Raw genomic sequence first — 19,338 nt, 5'->3', positions numbered from 1 at the left:
CAACCCTTAAAAGCTGGAGGACAGCATGAGTAAAAGCAACGTCAAGGAAGCCATCAAGCGGGCCGAGAAGCAGGTGGAAAACACCAGCGGCGGCGGACACTTGGGCGGCACCTATTACGGCCAGGAGCCGGACGGCAAGACGGCCTCGACGAACAGCAACGTCGGCAGCAATCGTCCGAATACCGGCAGTTGACGTCACGACAATATCCGCAGTTGGATATAAAGAGTTTTGGAAAGCCCCGCCGCGCGCGGGGCTTTTTTGTTGTAGTCTCCACCGATCGGCCAGGAAAATTGCGGCCGGATGTCGGGAGAGGGAGACCCCGCACGTCATAGGAACAGGAAGGCGCTGCCGGAGGAGGCGGGCGTCCAAAAAACGAACCTGTGACGAATGGGGTAATGCACATGAGTAGCAATTATCGTTGGGTCATTGTCTTTGCGGGCGGCCTCATGGGCTGCGTGGCGCTCGGCACGATGTTTTCCCTGGCAATCTTCCAGGAGCCGATCGCCAAGAGCACCGGCTGGTCGCATGCCGGCATCGCCAGCGCCATGACGCTGAATTTTATCGTCATGGGCCTCGGCGGTTTTCTCTGGGGCACGTTGAGCGATCGTTTCGGCGCCCGCATAGTGGTGTTCATCGGCTCGGTCATCCTCGGCCTTGCCCTGGTTTTGGCTAGCCGGGTGGAAAGCCTTCTCGTCTTCCAGATCGTCTACGGTTGCCTCGTGGGCCTCTCTGCGAGCGCCTTCTTCGCGCCGATGATGTCGGTGACCATGGCCTGGTTCGACAAACATCGCAGCCTTGCGGTCTCGCTGGTCTCCGCCGGCATGGGCATGGCGCCGATGACGATTTCGCCGTTTGCCCGCTGGCTGATCACATATTACGACGACTGGCGGTTCGCCATGCTTGTGATCGGCATCGGCGCGTGGATCATCCTTCTGCCGACCGTGTTTCTGGTCAGGAACCCGCCGGAAGCCGCCGCCGGCGGTGCGGCGGCAAGCGAACCGCAGCCGGAGGCTGCCGGCATGCCGCTGTCGAAAGTTTTCCGCTCGCCGCAATTCCTGGCGCTCGGTTTCACTTTCTTCGCCTGCTGCGCGGCCCATTCCGGCCCGATCTTCCATATGGTGAGTTATGCCATGTATTGCGGCATCGGCCCGATGACGGCGGTCACCATCTACAGCGTCGAGGGGGCGGCGGGCTTGGGCGGGCGCATTCTCTACGGCGTGCTGGCCGACCGGCTGGGCGTCAAGCCGGTGCTGATCGTTGGCCTGCTGATCCAGGGGCTGGTCATCGCCGCCTATACGATGGCGTCGGACCTGACGCATTTCTATACGCTCGCCATCATCTTCGGCGGCACCTATGGCGGTGTCATGCCGCTTTATGCCGTGCTGGCGCGGGAATATTTCGGCGCGAAAATCCTCGGCACTGTGCTTGGCGGCATGGGACTTCTCTCCAGCATCGGCATGGCCTTCGGCCCACTCGCCGGCGGCTGGGCGTTCGATGCGTTCAACAATTACAACTGGCTGTTCATCGGTTCGGCGCTGGTGGGTTTGGGTGCCGTACTGATCGCACTTGCCTTCCCGCCGCTGCCGGAGCGCGGGGGAGAAAAGCTGCAGCCGGCGTGAGCTTGTTTTCGCGGAAGATACAAAACAAAAAGCCCGGAGCGATCCGGGCTTTTTTGTTCAGTGGTTGGCGGCCGTCTTACGGCCTTTCCGCGGCGTTGCCGCCGGCGGAACCTCGGCTGCTTCACGTTCGAGACGGAGCAGCTTCAGCTTTTCGGTTTTCTTGTCCCGTTCGGATGCTTCCGCGGCAATGATGGAGCGCGCGGTGTGATCCGTTGCAGCGGCCTTGTCGCGCGCCGAAAGCTTGGTAGGGCTGAAGAATTCGTCCTTGGTGGCGGTCAATGATATTCTCCTTCCTTGAAGATTGTCGGCCCCTGAAGAGTCACGACCCTTGGAGGGTCGATCGGCTCATGGGGTTAGCGCGTGCGGACGGCTGCCTTTTTCGGTGCCGGCAACAGGCCTTCGCGCTGCATCTTCTTGCGCGCGAGCTTACGCTGGCGACGAATGGCTTCAGCCTTCTCGCGTGCGCGCTTTTCCGACGGCTTTTCGTAGGCGCTACGCGCCTTCATTTCGCGGAATACGCCTTCGCGCTGCAGCTTTTTCTTCAGCACCCGAAGTGCCTGCTCGACATTGTTGTCTCTGACCAGAACCTGCAAACTATATCCTCTCCGTTACGGGGTGCCCCGCTTTGACAAAACGATGGCGTTACTTACCGATCCGAATTGTCGACGACTTGAACCATGGTTCGGTCGAGCCTTTCGCTGGAGGCGCGGCTGACTGAATGGAAGTGGTCGTCGTTTCGGACCTGTCAATGTCGCTTGCGACAATTCTGCGTTCGAAGTTTTCGGTGCCGAACCGCACCCGGTATTGCCGCTCGCCACGATCCGACGCGGGTAACATGCCAACAACCCGGCACTGCCGGTCATCTCTCGCAGACCGTGTGAGGCTTGCCTTCACAACAATCAGATCGCCGACAGAACAAGTATTGGGATCCATATCGTTCCTCGCAGGCAAAACCAAAACAAAAAAGGCCGGGCAGCCCCGACCTCTTCCCGTCATTCACAATTCACTGCCGGTACATCCGCGGTCAGTTGAAGTGAATGACATAATTATGCGGCGCGCAGGTTGTCGGCCGAGTTCTTGCCGGACTTGCGGTCACGAACGATTTCGTAAGAAATCTTCTGACCTTCAACCAGAGAACCCATGCCGGCGCGCTCAACAGCCGAAACGTGGACGAAAACGTCCGTCGAACCGTCTTCAGGCTGAATGAAACCAAAACCCTTGGTGCTATTGAACCACTTTACAGTGCCAGTATTCATAACGATTTCCTTTCAATCGCTAGTGTATCCGGACAGTATCTCGTCCGCTAAATCGATATTTGAGAGGAAATCTGACGGTGCGCCGAGCGCGTAGACAAAGGTCGCAAGCAATGTTCGATGACAGCAATATATGCCTTCAGGCCTGATAATCAAAGGTTTATTTTAAAATTATTTTTTCAAACCGCGTGGCGAGGCGCGGAAATTCTGATGCAAGCCACTGTTTTCACCCGATAATATTACCACCTCGGGATGGCGCCGCTGCTATGCACGGGAGCGTTTGCGAACGCCGAAATCGTGGCACGAGAAGCCCGGAACGTGCTCCGGGCTCCCGCATGACGTGAAACGTCAGAGCGCGCCGGCGCGCTGCTGGGTCATCATATAGGTGTCGTAGGAATATTCGGCGACCTGCGCCCAGAGATAGGCGTCTTTCTTGAAGGCCTGCTGATGATCGTAGATCTTCTTGAAGGACGGGCTCTTGGCCGAAAGATCGGCATAGACTTCCTGCGAAGCCTTGAAGCAGACATCCATGATCTCGCGGCTGAAGGCCTTCAGCACCGCGCCTTCGGCAACCAGCTTCTTCAGCGCCACCGCGTTATGGGCGTCGTAATTGCCGAGCATGCTCATATTGGCGGAATCGCAGGCGTTGCGCAGGATCTGCTGGTAGCTCTTCGGCAGGCCGTTGAACTTTTCCAGGTTGAAGAAGGCATGCATGGCCGGGCCACCTTCCCACCATGCCGGGGCATAGTAGTATTTTGCGACCTTCACGAAGCCGAGTTTCTGGTCGTCATAGGGGCCGACGAATTCGGTGGCGTCGATCGTGCCCTTCTCGAGCGCGGCATAGACGTCGCCGGCAGCGATCTGCTGCGGCGTGATGCCGACCTTCTGCATCACCTGTCCGGCAAGACCGGCGATACGCATCTTCAGACCCTTCAGGTCTTCGACCGTGTTGATCTCCTTGCGGAACCAGCCGCCCATCTGGGTGCCGCTATTGCCGGCCGGCAGCGCATACAGGCCGCGCGGCGCCAGGAATTCGTTGATCAGGTCGTTGCCGCCATTGATGAACCAGGAATTGGTCATGCGGGCATTGAGGCCGAAGGGGATGGCGGTGCCGAGCGCAAACGCCGGGTCCTGGCCGATATAATAATAGGAGCAGGTATGGGCCATCTCGACGGTGCCGTTGGCGACCGCATCTGCTGCCTGCAAAGGCGGCACGATCTCGCCGGCGCCAAACGTCTGGATGGTGAACTTGCCATCGGTCGCAACCTTCACCGCCTCGGCGATCTGGTTGGCGGCATCGAAGATGATGTTGAGGCTCTTCGGGAAGGAGGAAGTCAGGCGCCAGTTGATCTTGGGGCTTTCCTGCGCAATCGCTGGAGCAGCCAAAGCGGTGGCAGCAGCAGCGCCGACGCCAGCGGTAGCGGCCTGTTTGAAGAAACGTCTGCGATCCATGAAATCCTCCTCGAAATGTATGGCCCGTCCCGGCCTTGGTCGTGTCGGTCATAATCCTTTCATTTCGGGAACGGCAAGGGAATTCCGAAAAGTCGCATTGGGAGGTCTTCTGGACGGCGTATTCAATGGGGGTCTGCTTTTGTTGGGGTGCTGGCGGCGAGGCGGTTCCCTTCTCCCCGTCGGGGAGAAGGTGGCCCGAAGGGTCGGATGAGGGGGCCAAGTGCTCAACACTAAAGAAAAGTCCTCCCCGGAGCCCCCTCATCGGCCTGCCGGCACCTTCTCCCCGCTGGGGAGAAGGTGGACCGCATTTCAGGTCGCCGAGTTAGGCGGCTTACCAAGACAACGTCTGATCGTCGAAGAAATACCCCGCCGTCGGCCCGTCCGGTCCGAGCATCGCAAGCCGCACCGGCGCTTCAGCCGCCTGTTCGACGGTGCGGTAACCCGTATGGCCGTTCATGTCTGTCGCCGTGTAACCCGGATCGGCGGCATTGACCTTGATGCCGAAGGGTTCAGCTGCCTTGGCGAAGGATACGGTCACGGCGTTGAGCGCCGTCTTCGACGAATTGTAGCCGAGCGCATTGATACCGTAGAACTGGTTCTGCGGGTCAAGCAGGGAATTGAGCGATCCGAGCTCGCTGCTCAGCATCACCACGCGGCCGGCACCCGATGCCTTGAGCAGCGGCAGCGCCGCCTGGGTCATGCGGATCGGGCCGAACGTGTTCACCTCATAGACCGCCTTGGTCACGTCGATCGGTTCTTCGAATGGGCCAAACGTAAAACCGTCGGCGATGCCGGCATTGTTGATCAGCGCATCGAGATGGTCGGTCTGGCGGCTGAGTTCGGTGATGGCGGATGCGACGCTCTGGTCGCTCGTGACGTCAAGCTGCAGGACATGGGCATCGAGCCCCTGGTCACGCAGCTTTTTCGCGGCTTCTTCACCGCGGGCAACGTCACGGCTGCCGAGCCAGACGCGGTAACCTTCGGCGGCGAGCCGTCTTGCGATTTCGAACCCGATGCTGCGGTTGGCGCCGGTGATGAGTGCTGTTTTCTGTTTGGTCATGGGTAATGCTCCTGTGGTTGATTGCCCGCCACAGATGGAGCCGTCGGCCATTCAGACGTGAGCCGAGAAATGCCGATTTCTTGCCTATTCCTCTCGACGATGGCGCGCGGGCAGGTTCGCCTCTTGCGCGGGCGCCGGTCAGGCCGCATCTCATGGACATGACAAATCCCATGGATGAAATCCGCGATCTCGTCTCCCGCAATGCCGCCGGCCGCCGCACGGAAACGGCGGTGCCGCGTCTTGCCATCATGAAGGGTGACAACCCGACCGGCATGATGCCCAGCGTCTATGAGCCGATGCTCTGCCTCGTCCTGCAGGGATCGAAATGCGTGGTGATCGGCGATCAAGCGATGCATTACGACAGCGCCAGCTATTTCGTCTCCTCCGTCGAGATACCCGCGTCCGGCCAGATCGTCGACGCAAGTCCGGAACGGCCCTATCTGGCGCTCAGCCTGACCCTGAACATGACGGCGATCGCCGAAATCCTCCTCGATATGCCCGATGACCCGGTCGTCTGCATCGGCGCCTGTTTTGGCACGAGCCCGGTGACGCCGGACCTGGCGGAAGCCTGGCTACGCCTTGCCCGGCTGATCGAGCGGCCGCAGGAGGTGCGCGTGCTCGGGCCGCTGATCGAGCGGGAAATCCTCTATCGGCTGCTGCAGGGACCTCAGGGTGCCGCGATCCGCCAGCTGGCCCGGCCGGAAAGCCGGCTTGGCCATATCCGCCGGGCAATCGGTCATATCCGCAGCAATTTTGATGCGCCGCTCCGGGTCGACGAACTGGCGCGCGTCGCCGGCATGAGCATGTCGGTCTTTCACCGCCACTTCAAGGATGTGACGGCGATGAGCCCGATCCAGTACCAGAAAAGCATCCGCCTGCACGAAGCCCGCCGCCGGCTGGTGGGCGAGGTGGGCGATACGGCGCGTGTCGCCTTTTCGGTGGGTTACGAGAGCGTCACCCAGTTCAGCCGCGAATATTCCCGCCAGTTCGGCGCTTCGCCGGCCCGCGATGCGCGACAGCTGCGGGAGCGAATGGCTGTCGAGCCGGAGATGATCGAAGGCTGAGCCAGAACGAAAAAAGCCCGAAGCGATGCTCCGGGCTTTTCGATTTCAAGGCGTGGCGCTGATTAGAGCGTGCCCTTGCGCTGCTGCACCATCATGAAGGTGTCGTAGCTGTATTCGGCGATTTGGTTCCAGAGGTAACCTTCCTTCTTGAAGGCCTGCTGGCTGTCGTAGATCTTCTTGAAGGCCGGGTTCTTGGCGTTGAGCTCGGCATAAACCTCCTGCGAGGCCTTGTAGCTGGCCTCGAGGATTTCCGGGCTGAACGGCTTCAGGACGGCGCCTTCGGATACGAGCTGGCGCAGCGCCTTGGCGTTGTGCGTGTCGTAGCGGGAAAGCATGTTCTGGTTTGCATTGGCGCATGCATCCTTGATGATGCGCTGGTAGCTCTTCGGCAGGGCGTTGAACTTGTCCTTGTTCATGAAGGCGTGGACGGCCGGGCCGCCTTCCCACCATGCCGGATAGTAATAGTACTTGGCGACCTTCACGAAGCCGAGCTTCTGGTCGTCGTAAGGACCGACGAATTCGGTCGCGTCGATCGTGCCCTTTTCAAGCGCTGCATAGACGTCGCCGCCGGCGATCTGCTGCGGTGTGACGCCGAGCTTCTGCATGACCTGGCCTGCAAGGCCGGCAATGCGCATCTTCAGGCCGTTGAGATCGGCGACGGTGTTGATCTCCTTGCGGTACCAGCCGCCCATCTGGGCACCGGTATTACCGGCCGGCAGGGCGTAGAGATTGTAGCCGGACAGGAATTCGTTGAGCAGTTCGTTGCCGCCGCCGACCGAGAACCAGGCATTGGTCTGGCGGGCGTTCAAGCCGAATGGAACGGCGGTGCCGAGCGCAAAGGTCGGGTCCTTGCCGATGTAATAATAGGCGCAGGTATGGGCCATTTCGACGGTGCCGTTGGCAGCCGCGTCGGCAGCCTGCAGGGCAGGCACGATCTCGCCGCCGGCAAAGGTGTGGATGACGAAATTGCCGTCCGACGCTTCCTTGACGCTTTCGGCGATGTCGGTCGCCGCCGACCACAGGATGTCGGTGTTCTTGGTGAACGACGACGTCATGCGCCAGGTGATCTTGGGGCTTTCCTGGGCGATGGCGGGAGCGGCGAGCGCGGTCGCTGCGGCAGCGCCCACGCTGGCGGTTGCCGCCTGCCGGAAGAAGTTTCTGCGATTCATGGGAGTATGCCTTCTAACTTTGGGAGGTGCCCGGATTTTGCCCGCGCGTGGCCGCTCCTTAATCCTTTCATTTCGGAAACGGCAAGTAAAAAATCCGAAAATTACGCTGCACTGCAGCATTGCTTGCCGGAAATTGCTTTAGGGATGAAGGAAGCCGGTCGAGGCTCGGCTTTGGCTCGTGCCCGTAAAAACGGCTTGAATTTTTCGGCATAGGGATTAGTTTAGAATTATTCTAATTAAAAGGTTTGCCCCATGCTTGCCCGCCTGTTCGCTTCGTCCAAACGATCCTTCGATTCCCTGAGCGAGGAGGAAATCCTGGCGCTGGCGATCGCCTCTGAAGAGGAGGATTCGCGCATTTACCTTGCCTATGCCGAAAGCTTGCGCGCCCAATATCCCTCGTCCGCCAAGGTTTTCGAGGACATGGCGGAGGTCGAGCAGACCCACAAGAACGTGCTGATCGAGATGTTCCGGTCGCGTTTCGGCGAACGCATTCCGCCTATCCGCCGGGAGCATGTGCGCGGTTTTTACGAGCGCAAGCCGGATTGGCTGCGCAAGAACCTGCCGCTCGATACGGTGCGCGAGCAGGCCGAAGCGATGGAACAGCAGGCGGTGCGTTTCTATCAGGAAGCGACCAAACGCGTCTCGGATGCATCGACGCGAAAGCTGCTCGGCGATCTGGCGCTGGCGGAGCAGGGGCATGAGGACATCGCCCATATGCTGACCGACAAGCACCTGCCGGAGGACGCAAAGTCCGAAGAGGATGCCGATGCCCGCCGGCAGTTCATCCTCACCTACGTCCAGCCTGGCCTTGCCGGCCTGATGGACGGTTCGGTCTCGACACTGGCGCCGATCTTTGCGGCGGCCTTTGCCACGGGCAATACCTGGTCCACCTTCCTGATCGGCCTCTCGGCCTCGGTCGGCGCCGGCATTTCCATGGGCTTTACGGAGGCCGCCCATGACGACGGCAAGCTTTCCGGCCGCGGCTCGCCGCTGAAACGCGGTCTGGCCTCCGGCATTATGACCGCGCTCGGCGGCCTCGGGCATACGCTACCCTATCTCATCCCGCATTTCTGGACCGCGACGATCGTCGCTGCGATCATCGTGTTCTTCGAGCTCTGGGCGATCGCCTTCATCCAGAACCGTTATATGGAAACGCCCTTCCTGCGAGCCGTCTTTCAGGTTGTTCTCGGTGGCTCGCTGGTGCTGGCAGCGGGGATTTTGATTGGGAATGGGTGAGGACTGGTCGGCGAAGCCGACGGAATGATCCAGTGAATCATTCCGAAGGACGAACGCGCTGAGCCCCAGCGAAGCGCCGGGATACGGTGCTATGGCCCAGGCACCCGTCTTCAGACGAGATGCCGCAAACTCAGGCCGCTTCGTCCGCATCCCTCTTGAACGGCGCCGTCATTGAAAACACGGCACCGTTGTCGTTTGTGGTGGTGAACTGCCCGCCGAGCTGGCGCACGAAATTGGCGATCAGCCGGCTGCCCATGCCGCCGGCGCGGTTGAAGACCTCGATACCGGGGCCGTCGTCGCGGATGACAAGGCGCAGGTTCTCGCCCTCTTCGCGCAGCTCGACGCCGAGCTTGCCTTCGCTGCGCCCGGCAAAGGCATATTTGAATGAGTTGGAAACGACCTCGTTGATGATCATGCCGATCGGCAGCGCCTGTTCGCGATCGACGGTCAGTGGCTGCAGATCGAGATTGAGGTTGACGGGCACGTCGTGGCTCGAGGCGATGTCGGTGATCAGCTTGGCCGCATAGGGTGCCACTTCCACCTGCTCGAACTGGTCCGTCTGGTAGATCTGTTCATGCACCGCGATCATCGCGGAAATCCGCCGGGTCATGTCTTCGCGCGCATCGGGCGGCAGTTGCTGCAGTCTGACCAGAGCGAGCACGGCCTGAAGATTGTTCTTCACCCTATGATGGATTTCCCGAAGCAGGAAGCGATTGCGCTCCACCGCCTGTTCGAGTTCGTCGTTGCGGGCGGCGGTGCGGTAGAGCAGGCGGTTGATCCAGACGGCGGCGATCACCAGCACCGCCATCAGCGGCAGCATGATCAGCGCATCGGAGAACAGGTTTCGCCAGAACTGGTCCAGCACCTCCTGGCGGTCGATGGCGGCCAGCGTGATCAGCGGCCAGCCGGATACTTTCCAGAACGCGACGATGCGGGCGAAACCGTCGATCGGCGAAACCGGGCTGTGATAGATGCCGGAGGTCTGGCGCCGGGTCATCGGATACCATTCCGTACCGCTGGTATCGACGGGGCGCGTCGCCATCGGACGTCGTGCGATCAGCCAGCCGTCGTCCCGGATGACGGAAATCGTCGAGTTCGGCCCGAGATCCATCGAAGCCCAGAAACGGTCGAGGCTTTCGTTCGGGATGGTGATGCTGGCAACGCCGCGAAACGTTCCGTCGCGGTCGATCCGCCGGGCGATGATGAAGGATGGACGCCCGGCGCGCTCGTTGTCGAGCAGGCGGGTGAATGTCAGTTCCTGACCTTCCTTGAGCCGCTGGTAATAGGCGCGCTCCTTATGGTCCGCATCGGTTCCCGCCCCAGTGCTGGAAAACCGGACCCTGCCTTCGGCATCGACCAGCGAATATTCAAAACCCAAGGGAAGATCGCCGACAGCCCGTGTCAGATCGGCCGCCACTGCGGGGTCGTTGTCGATGGGGCGATTGCCGAGTTCGGCCTCGATCCGCCGTAGCGCCTGATCGCTCGCCTCGATCATCCATTCCAGATGTGCGGCAACCACATGGGCAGATGCGACCGCGCGGCTTTCGCCTTCCTTCAGCGCATTGCGGTAGTTCTCGATAATGATAAAGCCGGCAACCGTCAAAAGCGCGAGCAGAAACGCGCCGGTCAACCAGATCGGCAGCGTAGGCCTCGCAGCAGTCGTGCGCGGCAAACCTGTCTTCACATCGTCACGCACACCCTGGCTCCGATTTCAGGAGCCTTGGTAGCAGTTTGGCCGGGAAGGGGAAATGTCTTTTGACGCCGGTCAAAAACATTTGCCCGCGGACAGAGCCGCGGGCAAATGAATGGAGCATCCGGTTGTCCGGGATTATTTCAAGGCGCCGACCAGCAGGTCGCGGCCGTTTTCGATGGTGACCCAGCGGCCCGTATTGAATGTCGCCTGGCGCTTCAGGAACGTATAGGGCGTCGCATACCAGGGCTTCACCTCGTTCTCGAGATTGTCGAGAATGAAATCGCCATCGGCGGTGCGCAGCGTCAGGACCGCATGGCCTTCACCGTCAGGCTTGCGCACGACCGTGATCAGCAGATCGGAAAGCGCAAATCCCTGCTCGGCGAGTTCCTTGCGCTTTTCCAGCGCGAAGTCTTCGCAGTCGGCGAAATTGACGGGGTAGGTCCAGTATTCCTCGCGGCCGTAAGCGTCCATGTCGGTCTTGGCGATGTAACGCGCATTGACGTCGTTATTGACCTTGCGGACGAGATCCCAGCCCTTTTCAGTGACCCGTGCGGCCGGGGCGGAACGGCTCTTGATGTCGCATTCGGCCGGAAGACGCTGGCAGAATTCGTAATGACCAATCGGCTGGGAGGTCACGGCGCCCGTGACCATGGAGGTCATCGGCACCGGAGCCGGCACAGCTGCGCTTACAGGCGCAAGTACGCTAACGAGGATCACGGCAAGCCGTGCCTGGAAGGCTTTCATCATGGACCCGTCCCTTAAAATCCTAACGAAACGTTAAGAGCGGAGACGGCGCCAAGTCAATCGTTCAGCTTTCGTTAATCTATGCCATGCCGAAATATGGTTAAGGCTGCTGCTTTTTTACAGCAGGCCAAAATTTAATCATTTAAAACTAGGGCGGAGGCTGCAGCCTTCAATTTTTCGATGTCCTGCGGCCTTGAAAGCCGGTGGTCGCCATCGCGGATCAGCGTCAGCACGACATCGTCCGCCGGCAGGAATTCCACCAGTTTCAGCGCATGGGCATAGGGCACGTCCGGATCCTTCATGCCTTGCAGGATGGTGACCGGGCAGCCGGTCTCGATAATGCCGGTCATCACCAGGTTGCGGCGGCCGTCCTCGATGAGGTCGCGCGTAAAAATGTTCGGTTCGGAACTGTATTCCGAATGTTCCTCGAAATAACCCCGTTCGGCGAGCGACTGGCGCTCCTTGTCCGTCAGGTTCGGCTCGACCAGTTCGGCGGTGAAATCCGGAGCGGGCGCGATGAGCACGATGCCGGTCACCTTGGGTGCCTTCTTCCGCTTCTTCAGTTCCTGCACGAGGCGGAGCGCGATCCAGCCGCCCATCGAGGAGCCGACCAGGATGACGCTTTTCGGTTTCAGGTCGTCGAGGACCGCCAGAGCTTCTTCCAGCCAGCGGGAAATCGTCCCGTCGCGAAAGGCGCCGCCGGAGATGCCGTGGCCCGAATAATCGAAGCGGATCGCACCGAGCCCGAGTTCGGCCGCCAGTGCGTCGAGTTCGATCGCCTTGGTGCCGGACATGTCGGAGCGGTAACCGCCGAGCCAGACGAAAGCCGGCCCCTTCGATTTCCGTGTGGCTGCCCGGTGGATGAGTGCGATCTCGCGGCCGGCTGGTCCGTCACCGACGGAGATCCGCTTTTCGACGATGTTTTCCGCGTTATCCGCCATGCTTGAAACCCCGCATTTTTGCCGCGTTATAAAACAGATTCTTTAGCTTATGACAGCAGGTGATTTTTTCGTGAGAACGTGCTATTGACTTCCGTCAAGCGATCACGACATTGCCCTCGGCCGCACGCCGAGCGCTTCAAGAGTCGCCGCTTGCGCCGTAACAATCAAGGAGAATACGACCATCCGCAGACCATTCAAAACCGATGCCCCCGTCAAGGATGGGCCTCGCTCCAATCGGGAAATCCGCATTCCCAAGGTCCAGCTTATCGATGCTGAAGGCCTGAATCTCGGTATCGTTGCGACCGACCAGGCCCTCAAGATGGCAGAAGAGGCGGGACTTGATCTCGTTGAGATCTCTCCGAACACCGAACCGCCGGTGTGCAAGATCCTCGACCTCGGCAAGCTGAAATTTGCGAACCAGAAGAAGGCCGCCGAGGCCCGCCGTAAGCAGAAGATCGTCGAAATCAAAGAAATCAAGATGCGCCCCAACATCGACACGCATGACTATGACGTGAAGATGAAGGCGATGAACCGTTTCTTCGAGGACGGCGACAAGGTCAAGGTGACCCTGAAGTTCCGCGGCCGTGAAATGGCCCACCAAGAACTCGGCATGAAGCTTCTGCTTCAGGTAAAAGACGACACGCTGGAAATTGCCAAGGTGGAAGCCGAGCCCAAGCTCGAAGGCCGCCAGATGATGATGGTGCTGGCGCCGAAATAAGCGCCGCACTATCAACGCTTTCAGCGGTTTTGCCGGCGATTGCGCCGGTTTTGCAAGTTGCCTTCTTATCCCATTGCGCTTTTACCCGACTGCGGTTATAAGCGCCCGTCCGAACGGTCCGGCAGGGCATGCCGTGGCCGTTGCAAATGCTTGAAACCAGCTTCGTCTGCCGGTTTCGATACAAATATATTGGAGTAGCAAAATGCCCAAGATGAAGACGAAGTCCGCTGCCAAGAAGCGGTTCAAGGTTACGGCGACCGGTAAGGTCGTTGCAGCAGCTGCTGGCAAGCGCCACGGCATGATCAAGCGTTCCAACAAGTTCATCCGCGATGCACGCGGCACGATGATCCTTGCTGAGCCGGATGGCAAGAAGGTTATCAAGAACTACCTGCCCAACGGTCTCTGAGACTAATCGGCTTTTTTGGAACAGTTTAAGGAGATCATGACATGGCACGCGTAAAACGTGGCGTAACTTCCCGCGCCAAGCACACCAAGACCCTCAAGGCAGCCAAGGGCTTCTACGGCCGCCGCAAGAACACGATCCGCGCCGCCAAGGCTGCCGTCGATCGTTCGCGTCAGTTCGCGACCCGCGACCGTCGCGTCAAGAAGCGCAATTTCCGCGCTCTGTGGATTCAGCGTATCAACGCTGCCGTCCGCGAATTCGGCCTGACCTACGGCCGCTTCATCGACGGCCTCAACAAGGCTGGCATCGAAGTCGACCGCAAGGTTCTGTCCGACATGGCAATCCATGAGCCGGCAGCTTTCGGCGCTCTCGTCGAAGCTTCCAAGGGCGCTCTGGCCTACCTCAAGGACACCGGTACCCCGAACGAGTTTGAAGGCGCGGTTAAGTAACCAGCGCTTCCCAAGCTTTATTGCTTTATTGAATTTGGGAAACCCGCGCTGGCATGGGCTGGCGCGGGTTTTTCATTTTGCCGTCATCACCTCGCAATACATCTCTCCGACTTGTCACACGGAAGAAACCATGTCCGATCTGGAAAACCTGAAAACTTCGCTTCTGGCGGAAATCGCCGGCACCAGCGATGAGGCGGCAATCGAGGCCGTGCGCGTTGGCGCACTCGGCAAGAAGGGCTCCGTCTCCGAACTTCTGAAGACGCTCGGCACCATGTCACCGGAAGAGCGCCAGACCCGCGGCGCCGCGATCAACGCGCTGAAGAACGAGATCACCGACGCGATCGGTGAGCGCAAGACGGTGCTGAAGGACGCGGCGATCGACGCGCGCCTGAAGGCCGAGACGGTCGACGTCTCGCTGCCGGTGCGCTCCTCGCCGGCCGAGCGCGGCCGCATCCATCCGATCAGCCAGATCGTCGACGAGATCACCGCCATTTTCGGCGACATGGGTTTCTCGATCGCCGAAGGCCCGGATGTCGAAACCGACTATTATAACTTCACGGCGCTGAATTTCCCGGAAGGCCACCCGGCCCGTGAAATGCACGACACCTTCTTCTTCCAGCCTGACGAGAATGGCGAGCGCAAGGTTCTGCGCACCCATACGTCGCCAGTGCAGATCCGCACCATGGAAGCCCAGAAGCCGCCGATCCGCATCATCATTCCGGGCAAGACTTACCGCCAAGACAGCGATGCCACGCACTCGCCGATGTTCCATCAGGTCGAAGGCCTGGTCGTCGACCGCAAGTCGCATGTCGGCAACATGCGCTGGATCCTCGAAGAGTTCTGCAAGGCTTTCTTCGAGGTCGACAGCGTGACGATGCGCTTCCGCCCGTCCTTCTTCCCGTTCACCGAGCCGTCGTTCGAAGTGGACATCCAGTGCGACCGCTCCGGCCCGATCGTCAAGTTCGGCGAAGGTACCGACTGGATGGAGATTCTCGGCTGCGGCATGGTGCATCCGAATGTGCTGCGCTCCGGCGGCCTCGATCCGGACGAGTTCCAGGGTTTTGCCTGGGGCATGGGCCTCGACCGCATCGCCATGCTGAAATACGGCATGCCGGACCTGCGCGACTTCTTCAACGCCGATGTCCGCTGGATGAACCACTACGGCTTCCGCCCGCTCGACATGCCGACGCTGTTCGGCGGTTTGAGCGCTTAAAGGGAGGATGGGACAATGAAATTCACGCTTTCCTGGCTCAAGGATCATCTTGAGACCGACGCCACCCTGGACCAGATCTGCGAGCGCCTGACCGCGATCGGCCTCGAAGTCGAGGATGTCGACGACAAGGCGGCCTACAAGCCCTTCGTCATCGCCAAGGTTCTCTCGGCCGAAAAGCACCCGGAGGCCGATCGCCTCAAGGTGCTGATGGTGGATGCCGGTGACGGCAAGCCGGTGCAGATCGTCTGCGGCGCGCCGAATGCCCGCGCCGGTATGGTCGGTGCACTGGCCCGTCCGGGCGTCTATGTTCCGGGCATCGACGTGACGCTCGCCGTCGGCAAGATCCGTGGCGTCGAAAGCCACGGCATGATGTGCTCGGAGAAGGAACTCAACATCTCCGAAGACCATAACGGCATTATCGACCTGCCGGCCGATGCACCGGTCGGCACGTCGTTCGCCACCTATGCCGGCCTCGACGATCCGATCATCGAGATCAACCTGACGCCGAACCGCCCCGACTGCACCTCGATCCACGGCATCGCCCGCGATCTGGCTGCTGCGGGCCTCGGCACGTTGAAGCCGCATGCCAAGCCCGCTTTCAAGACGGAAGGCGAGACCTCGGTCGGCCTGACGATCGATCTCGACGACGAGCGCCTGTGCCCGGGCTTCGGCCTGCGCCTCGTGCGCGGTGTCAAGAACGGCCCGAGCCCGGTCTGGATGCAGCAGCGCCTCAAGGCGATCGGCCTTCGCCCGATCAACGCGCTGGTCGATATCACCAACTACATGACCTTCGACCAGGGTCGGCCGATGCACGTCTTCGACGCCGCCAAGGTGAAGGGGGACCTCATCGTCCGCTGCGCCAAGGAAGGCGAAACGGTGCTGGCGCTCGATACCCGCGAATACAAGCTGAACCCTGCGAACGTCGTCATCGCCGATGACAACGGCGTGGAATCGATTGGCGGTATCATGGGCGGCGAGCATTCCGGCTGCGACGAGAACACCGTGGACGTGCTGATCGAAAGCGCCCTCTGGGACCCGATCAACATCGCCAAGTCCGGCCGCACGCTCGGCATCATCACCGATGCGCGTTACCGTTTCGAACGCGGCGTCGATCCGGAATACATGGTTCCCGGCCTCGACCGCACCACCGAACTGGTCCTCGAACTCTGCGGCGGCAAGCCGGCGGAAGCCAAGGTGGTCGGTTACAAGGGTTTTGAAGCGAAGGTCGTCGATTTCCCGTTCGCGGAAGTCAGGCGCCTGACCGGCCTTGAGGTCTCGACCGGTGAAAGCCGAGAAATCCTCACCCGCCTCGGCTTCACGGTCGAAGGTTCGGGTGAACGTGTCTCCGTCAAGGTTCCGTCCTGGCGTCCGGATGTCGATGGCAAGGCCGACCTCGTCGAGGAAGTCATGCGCATCCACGGCGTCGACCAGATCAAGCCGGAGCCGATCGAACGTCTGGCATCGGTCAACGGCCGCATCCTGACCACGCTGCAGATCCGCACCCGCACGGCCAAGCGCACGCTTGCCTCGCGCGGCATGCTGGAAGCCGTCACCTGGTCCTTCATCCCGGAAGACCAGGCCAAGCTCTTCGGAGGTGGTTCTCAGGCTCTGAAGCTCGCAAACCCGATCGCCGCAGACATGTCCGACATGCGCCCCTCGCTTTTGCCGGGCCTGTTGACGGCGGCCCAGCGCAATGCCGACAAGGGCTTTGGCGATGTGGCGATCTTCGAAGTTTCCGGCACCTATGAAAGCGACCGGCCGGAAGGCCAGCGCCGCGTCGCCGGCGGCATCCGTCGCGGCACCGCTTCGATGAACGGCGCCGGCCGTTCGTGGTCCAACGCTGCCAAGGGCGGCGGCAAGCCGGTCGATGTCTTCGATGCTAAGGCCGATGCGCTGGCCGTCGTCGAAGCCTGCGGCCTGCCGATGTCCAACATCCAGATCGAGAAGGGCGCGCCCGCCTGGTATCATCCGGGCCGTTCCGGCACGATCAAGATGGGCCCGAAGGTCGTTCTCGGCTATTTCGGCGAATTCCACCCGAAGACGCTGGGCGCGCTTGACGTCTCCGGCGCTCTCGCAGGCTTCGAGGTCTTCCTCGATGCCATGCCGGACCCGAAGAAGAAGGCCACCCGCACCAAGCCGGGCCTCGACCTCTCGCCCTTCCAGGCCGTGAAGCGCGACTATGCGTTCGTGGTCGCCAGCGATGTGGAAGCCGGCGCGATCGTCAAGGCGGCGGTGACCGCCGACCGCAAGCTGATCACCGGCGTCAACGTCTTCGACGTGTTCGAAGGCGCCGCGCTCGGTGAAGGCCGGAAGTCGGTGGCGATCGAAGTGCTGATCCAGCCGGTCGACAAGACGCTGACCGACGAGGATTTCGAGGCATTGACGGCCAAGATCGTCGCCAATGTCGAAAAGACGACCGGTGGCGTGTTGCGCGCCTGAAATCGGGTGGCGTGAAGCGCCTTTGAAAGTTAGCTTGCCCCCACAAGCGGGCGGGCATTGTCTGGAAAATTGCCCCTCACCCTAACCCTCTCCCCGCATGCGGGGAGAGGGAACGTGCCAAGCTCACCCTTGAGAACGGGATAGTTGGTGCGGCTAGTGTCCTTCTCCCCGTCAAAACGGGGAGAAGGTGCCGGCAGGCGGATGAGGGGCAGCTCCAACGTAATTGTCCTGACCCTGACAGAGGGCAGGCTTTTTCTTTTGGAGGAAACGATGCGCACACCCGGATCGATGAAAGGGCTCGAAGAGCTCGGCCGCGTACGCCTTTCGAAGAACTTCTTCTTCCGCGATTTCCTGTTCTCCGAGATTGCCGATTTCTACGGAATTCCGAACATTCCCGAAGACCCGGATCTGGCAATCGAAGCCGGCAGACATCTCTGCGAGAAACTGCTGGAGCCGCTACAGGCAACCTTCGGCCGGCTGCACCTGCGCTCCGGTTATCGTTCGCCGAAGGTCAACGAGTTCGGCAACAGGAACAACCTGAACTGCTCCTCGAACGCCAATACCGCCGCCGACCACATCTGGGACAGGCGCGACGCGCAGGGCTTTATGGGCGCTACGGCCTGCGTCGTTTTTCCATGGCTGGTCGATCACTATGAGCAGGAAGGCGACTGGCAGAAGATGGCCTGGTGGATTCACGACCATCTGCCCTATGCCTCGATCATGGTTTTCCCAAAACTCTGGGCGATGAACATCCAGTGGCATGAAAAGCCTGCCCGTCGCATCCGCAGTTTCGCTGAGCCGCGCGGCGTGCTGACCAAGATCGGCATGGCCAATAACGAGGGCGATCACTCGGAATTTTATGTCGGCTTTCCGGAGCTGAAACGCTAGTTCGCCGCCAGCCTACGAATGCAGGTGGTAGAGCTTGTTGACGATCACCCACCGCCCGTCGATCTTCAAAAGCGCCAGATAGTCGGAAAACCGCATGCCGGCGAATTCGTCAACCACCTTGACGGTTGCGGCATCACCGGTGACGTCGAGCGCCTCGATCTGGATCAGCGGCTGCGTGCCGGCGGGGGCAGGGCCTTCGGAAGTGATCGCCCCGATGAAATCGTTGAGCGAAAGCCACTCGATCCTTCCGCCGTAATTGCCGATGATGCTGGCTTTTGGGTGAAACGCCTTTCGGAGGGCGGCCTCATGCGCAAAGGTCATGCCGTCGACGTAGAGATGGATGACCGCCTGAACGGCGCGTTCCTCGTGCATCGACCTTCTCCCAATATCTTCGACGCATGGTAGCACGAGACGGAGCGAAGCCAACCACAGGAGGTCACTTCGAACGTTTGTCTATTCTCGAGACGCTACGCGGATCGTAGGCGACGCTGCGATGTGCGACGCGGATGATCAGAATATATTCACCGGCTTCCAGCTTGATCTGACAGACAAGCCGATAGTCGCCAACGCGCAATTTCCAGAAGTCTTTGAGATTGCCCGAATAAGCGACGAGTTTTTGGCGGGGATCGCCGAGTGTCGAAAGCTCGTCCAGTACCTTCTTGATCCGGCGCTTGTCCGAGGTTGAAATCGATTTGAGGTCTTTTACGGCATCGACATGCCACTCAATCCTCAATGCCGAGTTCCTTCCAGACATCGTCATTGGAAACGGTCTTGAATGGCCGGTCGAGGCGTTCGCGGATCGCGTAGAAGTCTTCGAGTTCTTCGAGCTTCTCTTCGATCGCCTGTCGGAAAAGCTGGCTCTGGTTCAGGCCAAAATCAGCGGACAGCTTCGCCCAGCGAGCCTTGATATCGTCATCGATGCGGATGCTGAGCGTTGCCATAAGCGTGTCCTACGTGTCATGCTTGTCATCAATGTATGACACGTAGGACAGAACT

22 protein-coding genes are annotated in these 19,338 nt (G+C 60.3%); 10 read left to right on the top strand and 12 right to left on the bottom strand.

The window, feature by feature from the left end:
* Positions 1–25 precede the first annotated feature (25 nt).
* Both KX729_RS18705 and KX729_RS18700 read left to right on the top strand, forming a co-directional pair.
* Entirely contained in the window at positions 26–193 is a 168-nt protein-coding gene (locus KX729_RS18705; protein WP_219743993.1) for a hypothetical protein, read from the top strand.
* Positions 194–402: 209 nt separating this feature from the next.
* On the top strand, positions 403–1,620 hold the full coding sequence (locus KX729_RS18700) for an MFS transporter (RefSeq protein ID WP_219743992.1): 1,218 nt from the start codon (positions 403–405) through the stop codon (positions 1,618–1,620).
* Positions 1,621–1,677: 57 nt separating this feature from the next.
* On the opposite strand, the gene KX729_RS18695 is transcribed toward KX729_RS18700, so the two are convergent.
* From KX729_RS18695 to KX729_RS18675, 5 genes are all read right to left on the bottom strand, one after another.
* Complete coding sequence (locus KX729_RS18695; protein ID WP_219743991.1) at positions 1,678–1,899, bottom strand: hypothetical protein; 222 nt, start codon at positions 1,897–1,899, stop codon at positions 1,678–1,680.
* Positions 1,900–1,973: 74 nt separating this feature from the next.
* On the bottom strand, positions 1,974–2,213 hold the full coding sequence (gene rpsU, locus KX729_RS18690; RefSeq protein WP_219743990.1) for a 30S ribosomal protein S21: 240 nt from the start codon (positions 2,211–2,213) through the stop codon (positions 1,974–1,976).
* Positions 2,214–2,666: 453 nt separating this feature from the next.
* Positions 2,667–2,876, bottom strand: a complete 210-nt coding sequence (locus tag KX729_RS18685) for a cold-shock protein (RefSeq protein ID WP_219743989.1) — start codon at positions 2,874–2,876, stop codon at positions 2,667–2,669.
* 345 nt (positions 2,877–3,221) lie between these two features.
* On the bottom strand, positions 3,222–4,325 hold the full coding sequence (locus KX729_RS18680; RefSeq protein WP_219743988.1) for a TRAP transporter substrate-binding protein: 1,104 nt from the start codon (positions 4,323–4,325) through the stop codon (positions 3,222–3,224).
* Positions 4,326–4,656: 331 nt separating this feature from the next.
* Positions 4,657–5,385, bottom strand: coding sequence for an SDR family oxidoreductase (locus KX729_RS18675; protein ID WP_219743987.1), 729 nt, complete (start codon positions 5,383–5,385; stop codon positions 4,657–4,659).
* Positions 5,386–5,555: 170 nt separating this feature from the next.
* Between KX729_RS18675 and KX729_RS18670 the strand changes: the two genes are divergently transcribed.
* The gene (locus KX729_RS18670) at positions 5,556–6,449 is read left to right on the top strand and encodes an AraC family transcriptional regulator (protein ID WP_246617687.1); all 894 of its coding nucleotides are present in this window, start codon (positions 5,556–5,558) and stop codon (positions 6,447–6,449) included.
* Between the two features lie 62 nt (positions 6,450–6,511).
* On the opposite strand, the gene KX729_RS18665 is transcribed toward KX729_RS18670, so the two are convergent.
* The gene (locus KX729_RS18665; RefSeq protein WP_219743986.1) at positions 6,512–7,618 is read right to left on the bottom strand and encodes a TRAP transporter substrate-binding protein; all 1,107 of its coding nucleotides are present in this window, start codon (positions 7,616–7,618) and stop codon (positions 6,512–6,514) included.
* A gap of 252 nt (positions 7,619–7,870) precedes the next feature.
* Here KX729_RS18665 and mbfA point away from each other — a divergent pair, with 252 nt between their 5' ends.
* A complete protein-coding gene (gene mbfA / locus KX729_RS18660; RefSeq protein WP_219743985.1) occupies positions 7,871–8,854 on the top strand; it encodes an iron exporter MbfA in 984 nt (327 codons plus the stop codon).
* 130 nt (positions 8,855–8,984) lie between these two features.
* Here mbfA and KX729_RS18655 read toward each other — a convergent pair whose 3' ends face one another.
* The 3 genes from KX729_RS18655 to KX729_RS18645 all read right to left on the bottom strand — a co-directional run bounded on the left by KX729_RS18655 (position 8,985) and on the right by KX729_RS18645 (position 12,232).
* Entirely contained in the window at positions 8,985–10,550 is a 1,566-nt protein-coding gene (locus KX729_RS18655) for a sensor histidine kinase (RefSeq protein ID WP_219743984.1), read from the bottom strand.
* A gap of 132 nt (positions 10,551–10,682) precedes the next feature.
* Positions 10,683–11,294 (bottom strand): transglutaminase-like cysteine peptidase, encoded by a 612-nt coding sequence (locus tag KX729_RS18650; protein WP_219743983.1) that lies wholly within the window; start codon positions 11,292–11,294, stop codon positions 10,683–10,685.
* Positions 11,295–11,425: 131 nt separating this feature from the next.
* On the bottom strand, positions 11,426–12,232 hold the full coding sequence (locus KX729_RS18645; protein WP_219743982.1) for an alpha/beta hydrolase: 807 nt from the start codon (positions 12,230–12,232) through the stop codon (positions 11,426–11,428).
* 181 nt (positions 12,233–12,413) lie between these two features.
* Here KX729_RS18645 and infC point away from each other — a divergent pair, with 181 nt between their 5' ends.
* The 6 genes from infC (at position 12,414) to KX729_RS18615 (ending at position 18,342) form a co-directional block, all read left to right on the top strand.
* The gene (infC, locus tag KX729_RS18640) at positions 12,414–12,950 is read left to right on the top strand and encodes a translation initiation factor IF-3 (RefSeq protein ID WP_219744258.1); all 537 of its coding nucleotides are present in this window, start codon (positions 12,414–12,416) and stop codon (positions 12,948–12,950) included.
* Between the two features lie 202 nt (positions 12,951–13,152).
* Complete coding sequence (gene rpmI / locus KX729_RS18635; RefSeq protein ID WP_046793986.1) at positions 13,153–13,356, top strand: 50S ribosomal protein L35; 204 nt, start codon at positions 13,153–13,155, stop codon at positions 13,354–13,356.
* A gap of 41 nt (positions 13,357–13,397) precedes the next feature.
* Positions 13,398–13,802: a 50S ribosomal protein L20 gene (gene rplT / locus KX729_RS18630; protein ID WP_219743981.1), complete on the top strand. Its 405-nt coding sequence runs from the start codon at positions 13,398–13,400 to the stop codon at positions 13,800–13,802.
* Positions 13,803–13,932: 130 nt separating this feature from the next.
* Positions 13,933–15,015 (top strand): phenylalanine--tRNA ligase subunit alpha, encoded by a 1,083-nt coding sequence (gene pheS / locus KX729_RS18625; protein ID WP_219743980.1) that lies wholly within the window; start codon positions 13,933–13,935, stop codon positions 15,013–15,015.
* A gap of 15 nt (positions 15,016–15,030) precedes the next feature.
* On the top strand, positions 15,031–17,454 hold the full coding sequence (pheT, locus tag KX729_RS18620) for a phenylalanine--tRNA ligase subunit beta (protein WP_219743979.1): 2,424 nt from the start codon (positions 15,031–15,033) through the stop codon (positions 17,452–17,454).
* 270 nt (positions 17,455–17,724) lie between these two features.
* Positions 17,725–18,342 carry a hypothetical protein gene (locus KX729_RS18615; RefSeq protein WP_219743978.1) on the top strand — a complete coding sequence of 206 codons (618 nt, stop codon included), beginning with the start codon at positions 17,725–17,727 and terminating at the stop codon, positions 18,340–18,342.
* Between the two features lie 12 nt (positions 18,343–18,354).
* On the opposite strand, the gene KX729_RS18610 is transcribed toward KX729_RS18615, so the two are convergent.
* The 3 genes from KX729_RS18610 to relB form a co-directional block, all read right to left on the bottom strand.
* Positions 18,355–18,714 (bottom strand): nuclear transport factor 2 family protein, encoded by a 360-nt coding sequence (locus KX729_RS18610; RefSeq protein ID WP_219743977.1) that lies wholly within the window; start codon positions 18,712–18,714, stop codon positions 18,355–18,357.
* A 64-nt stretch (positions 18,715–18,778) separates the two neighbouring features.
* Positions 18,779–19,075, bottom strand: coding sequence for a type II toxin-antitoxin system RelE family toxin (locus KX729_RS18605; protein ID WP_219743976.1), 297 nt, complete (start codon positions 19,073–19,075; stop codon positions 18,779–18,781).
* Positions 19,065–19,283: a type II toxin-antitoxin system RelB family antitoxin gene (gene relB, locus KX729_RS18600; protein ID WP_219743975.1), complete on the bottom strand. Its 219-nt coding sequence runs from the start codon at positions 19,281–19,283 to the stop codon at positions 19,065–19,067. The genes KX729_RS18605 and relB overlap by 11 nt, the downstream gene beginning before the upstream one ends.
* Positions 19,284–19,338: the final 55 nt, after the last annotated feature.

Source organism: Neorhizobium populisoli (assembly GCF_019430945.1).
GTDB classification, from domain to species: Bacteria; Pseudomonadota; Alphaproteobacteria; order Rhizobiales; family Rhizobiaceae; genus Neorhizobium; species Neorhizobium populisoli.
This window is presented reverse-complemented; position numbering and strand designations above follow the sequence as displayed.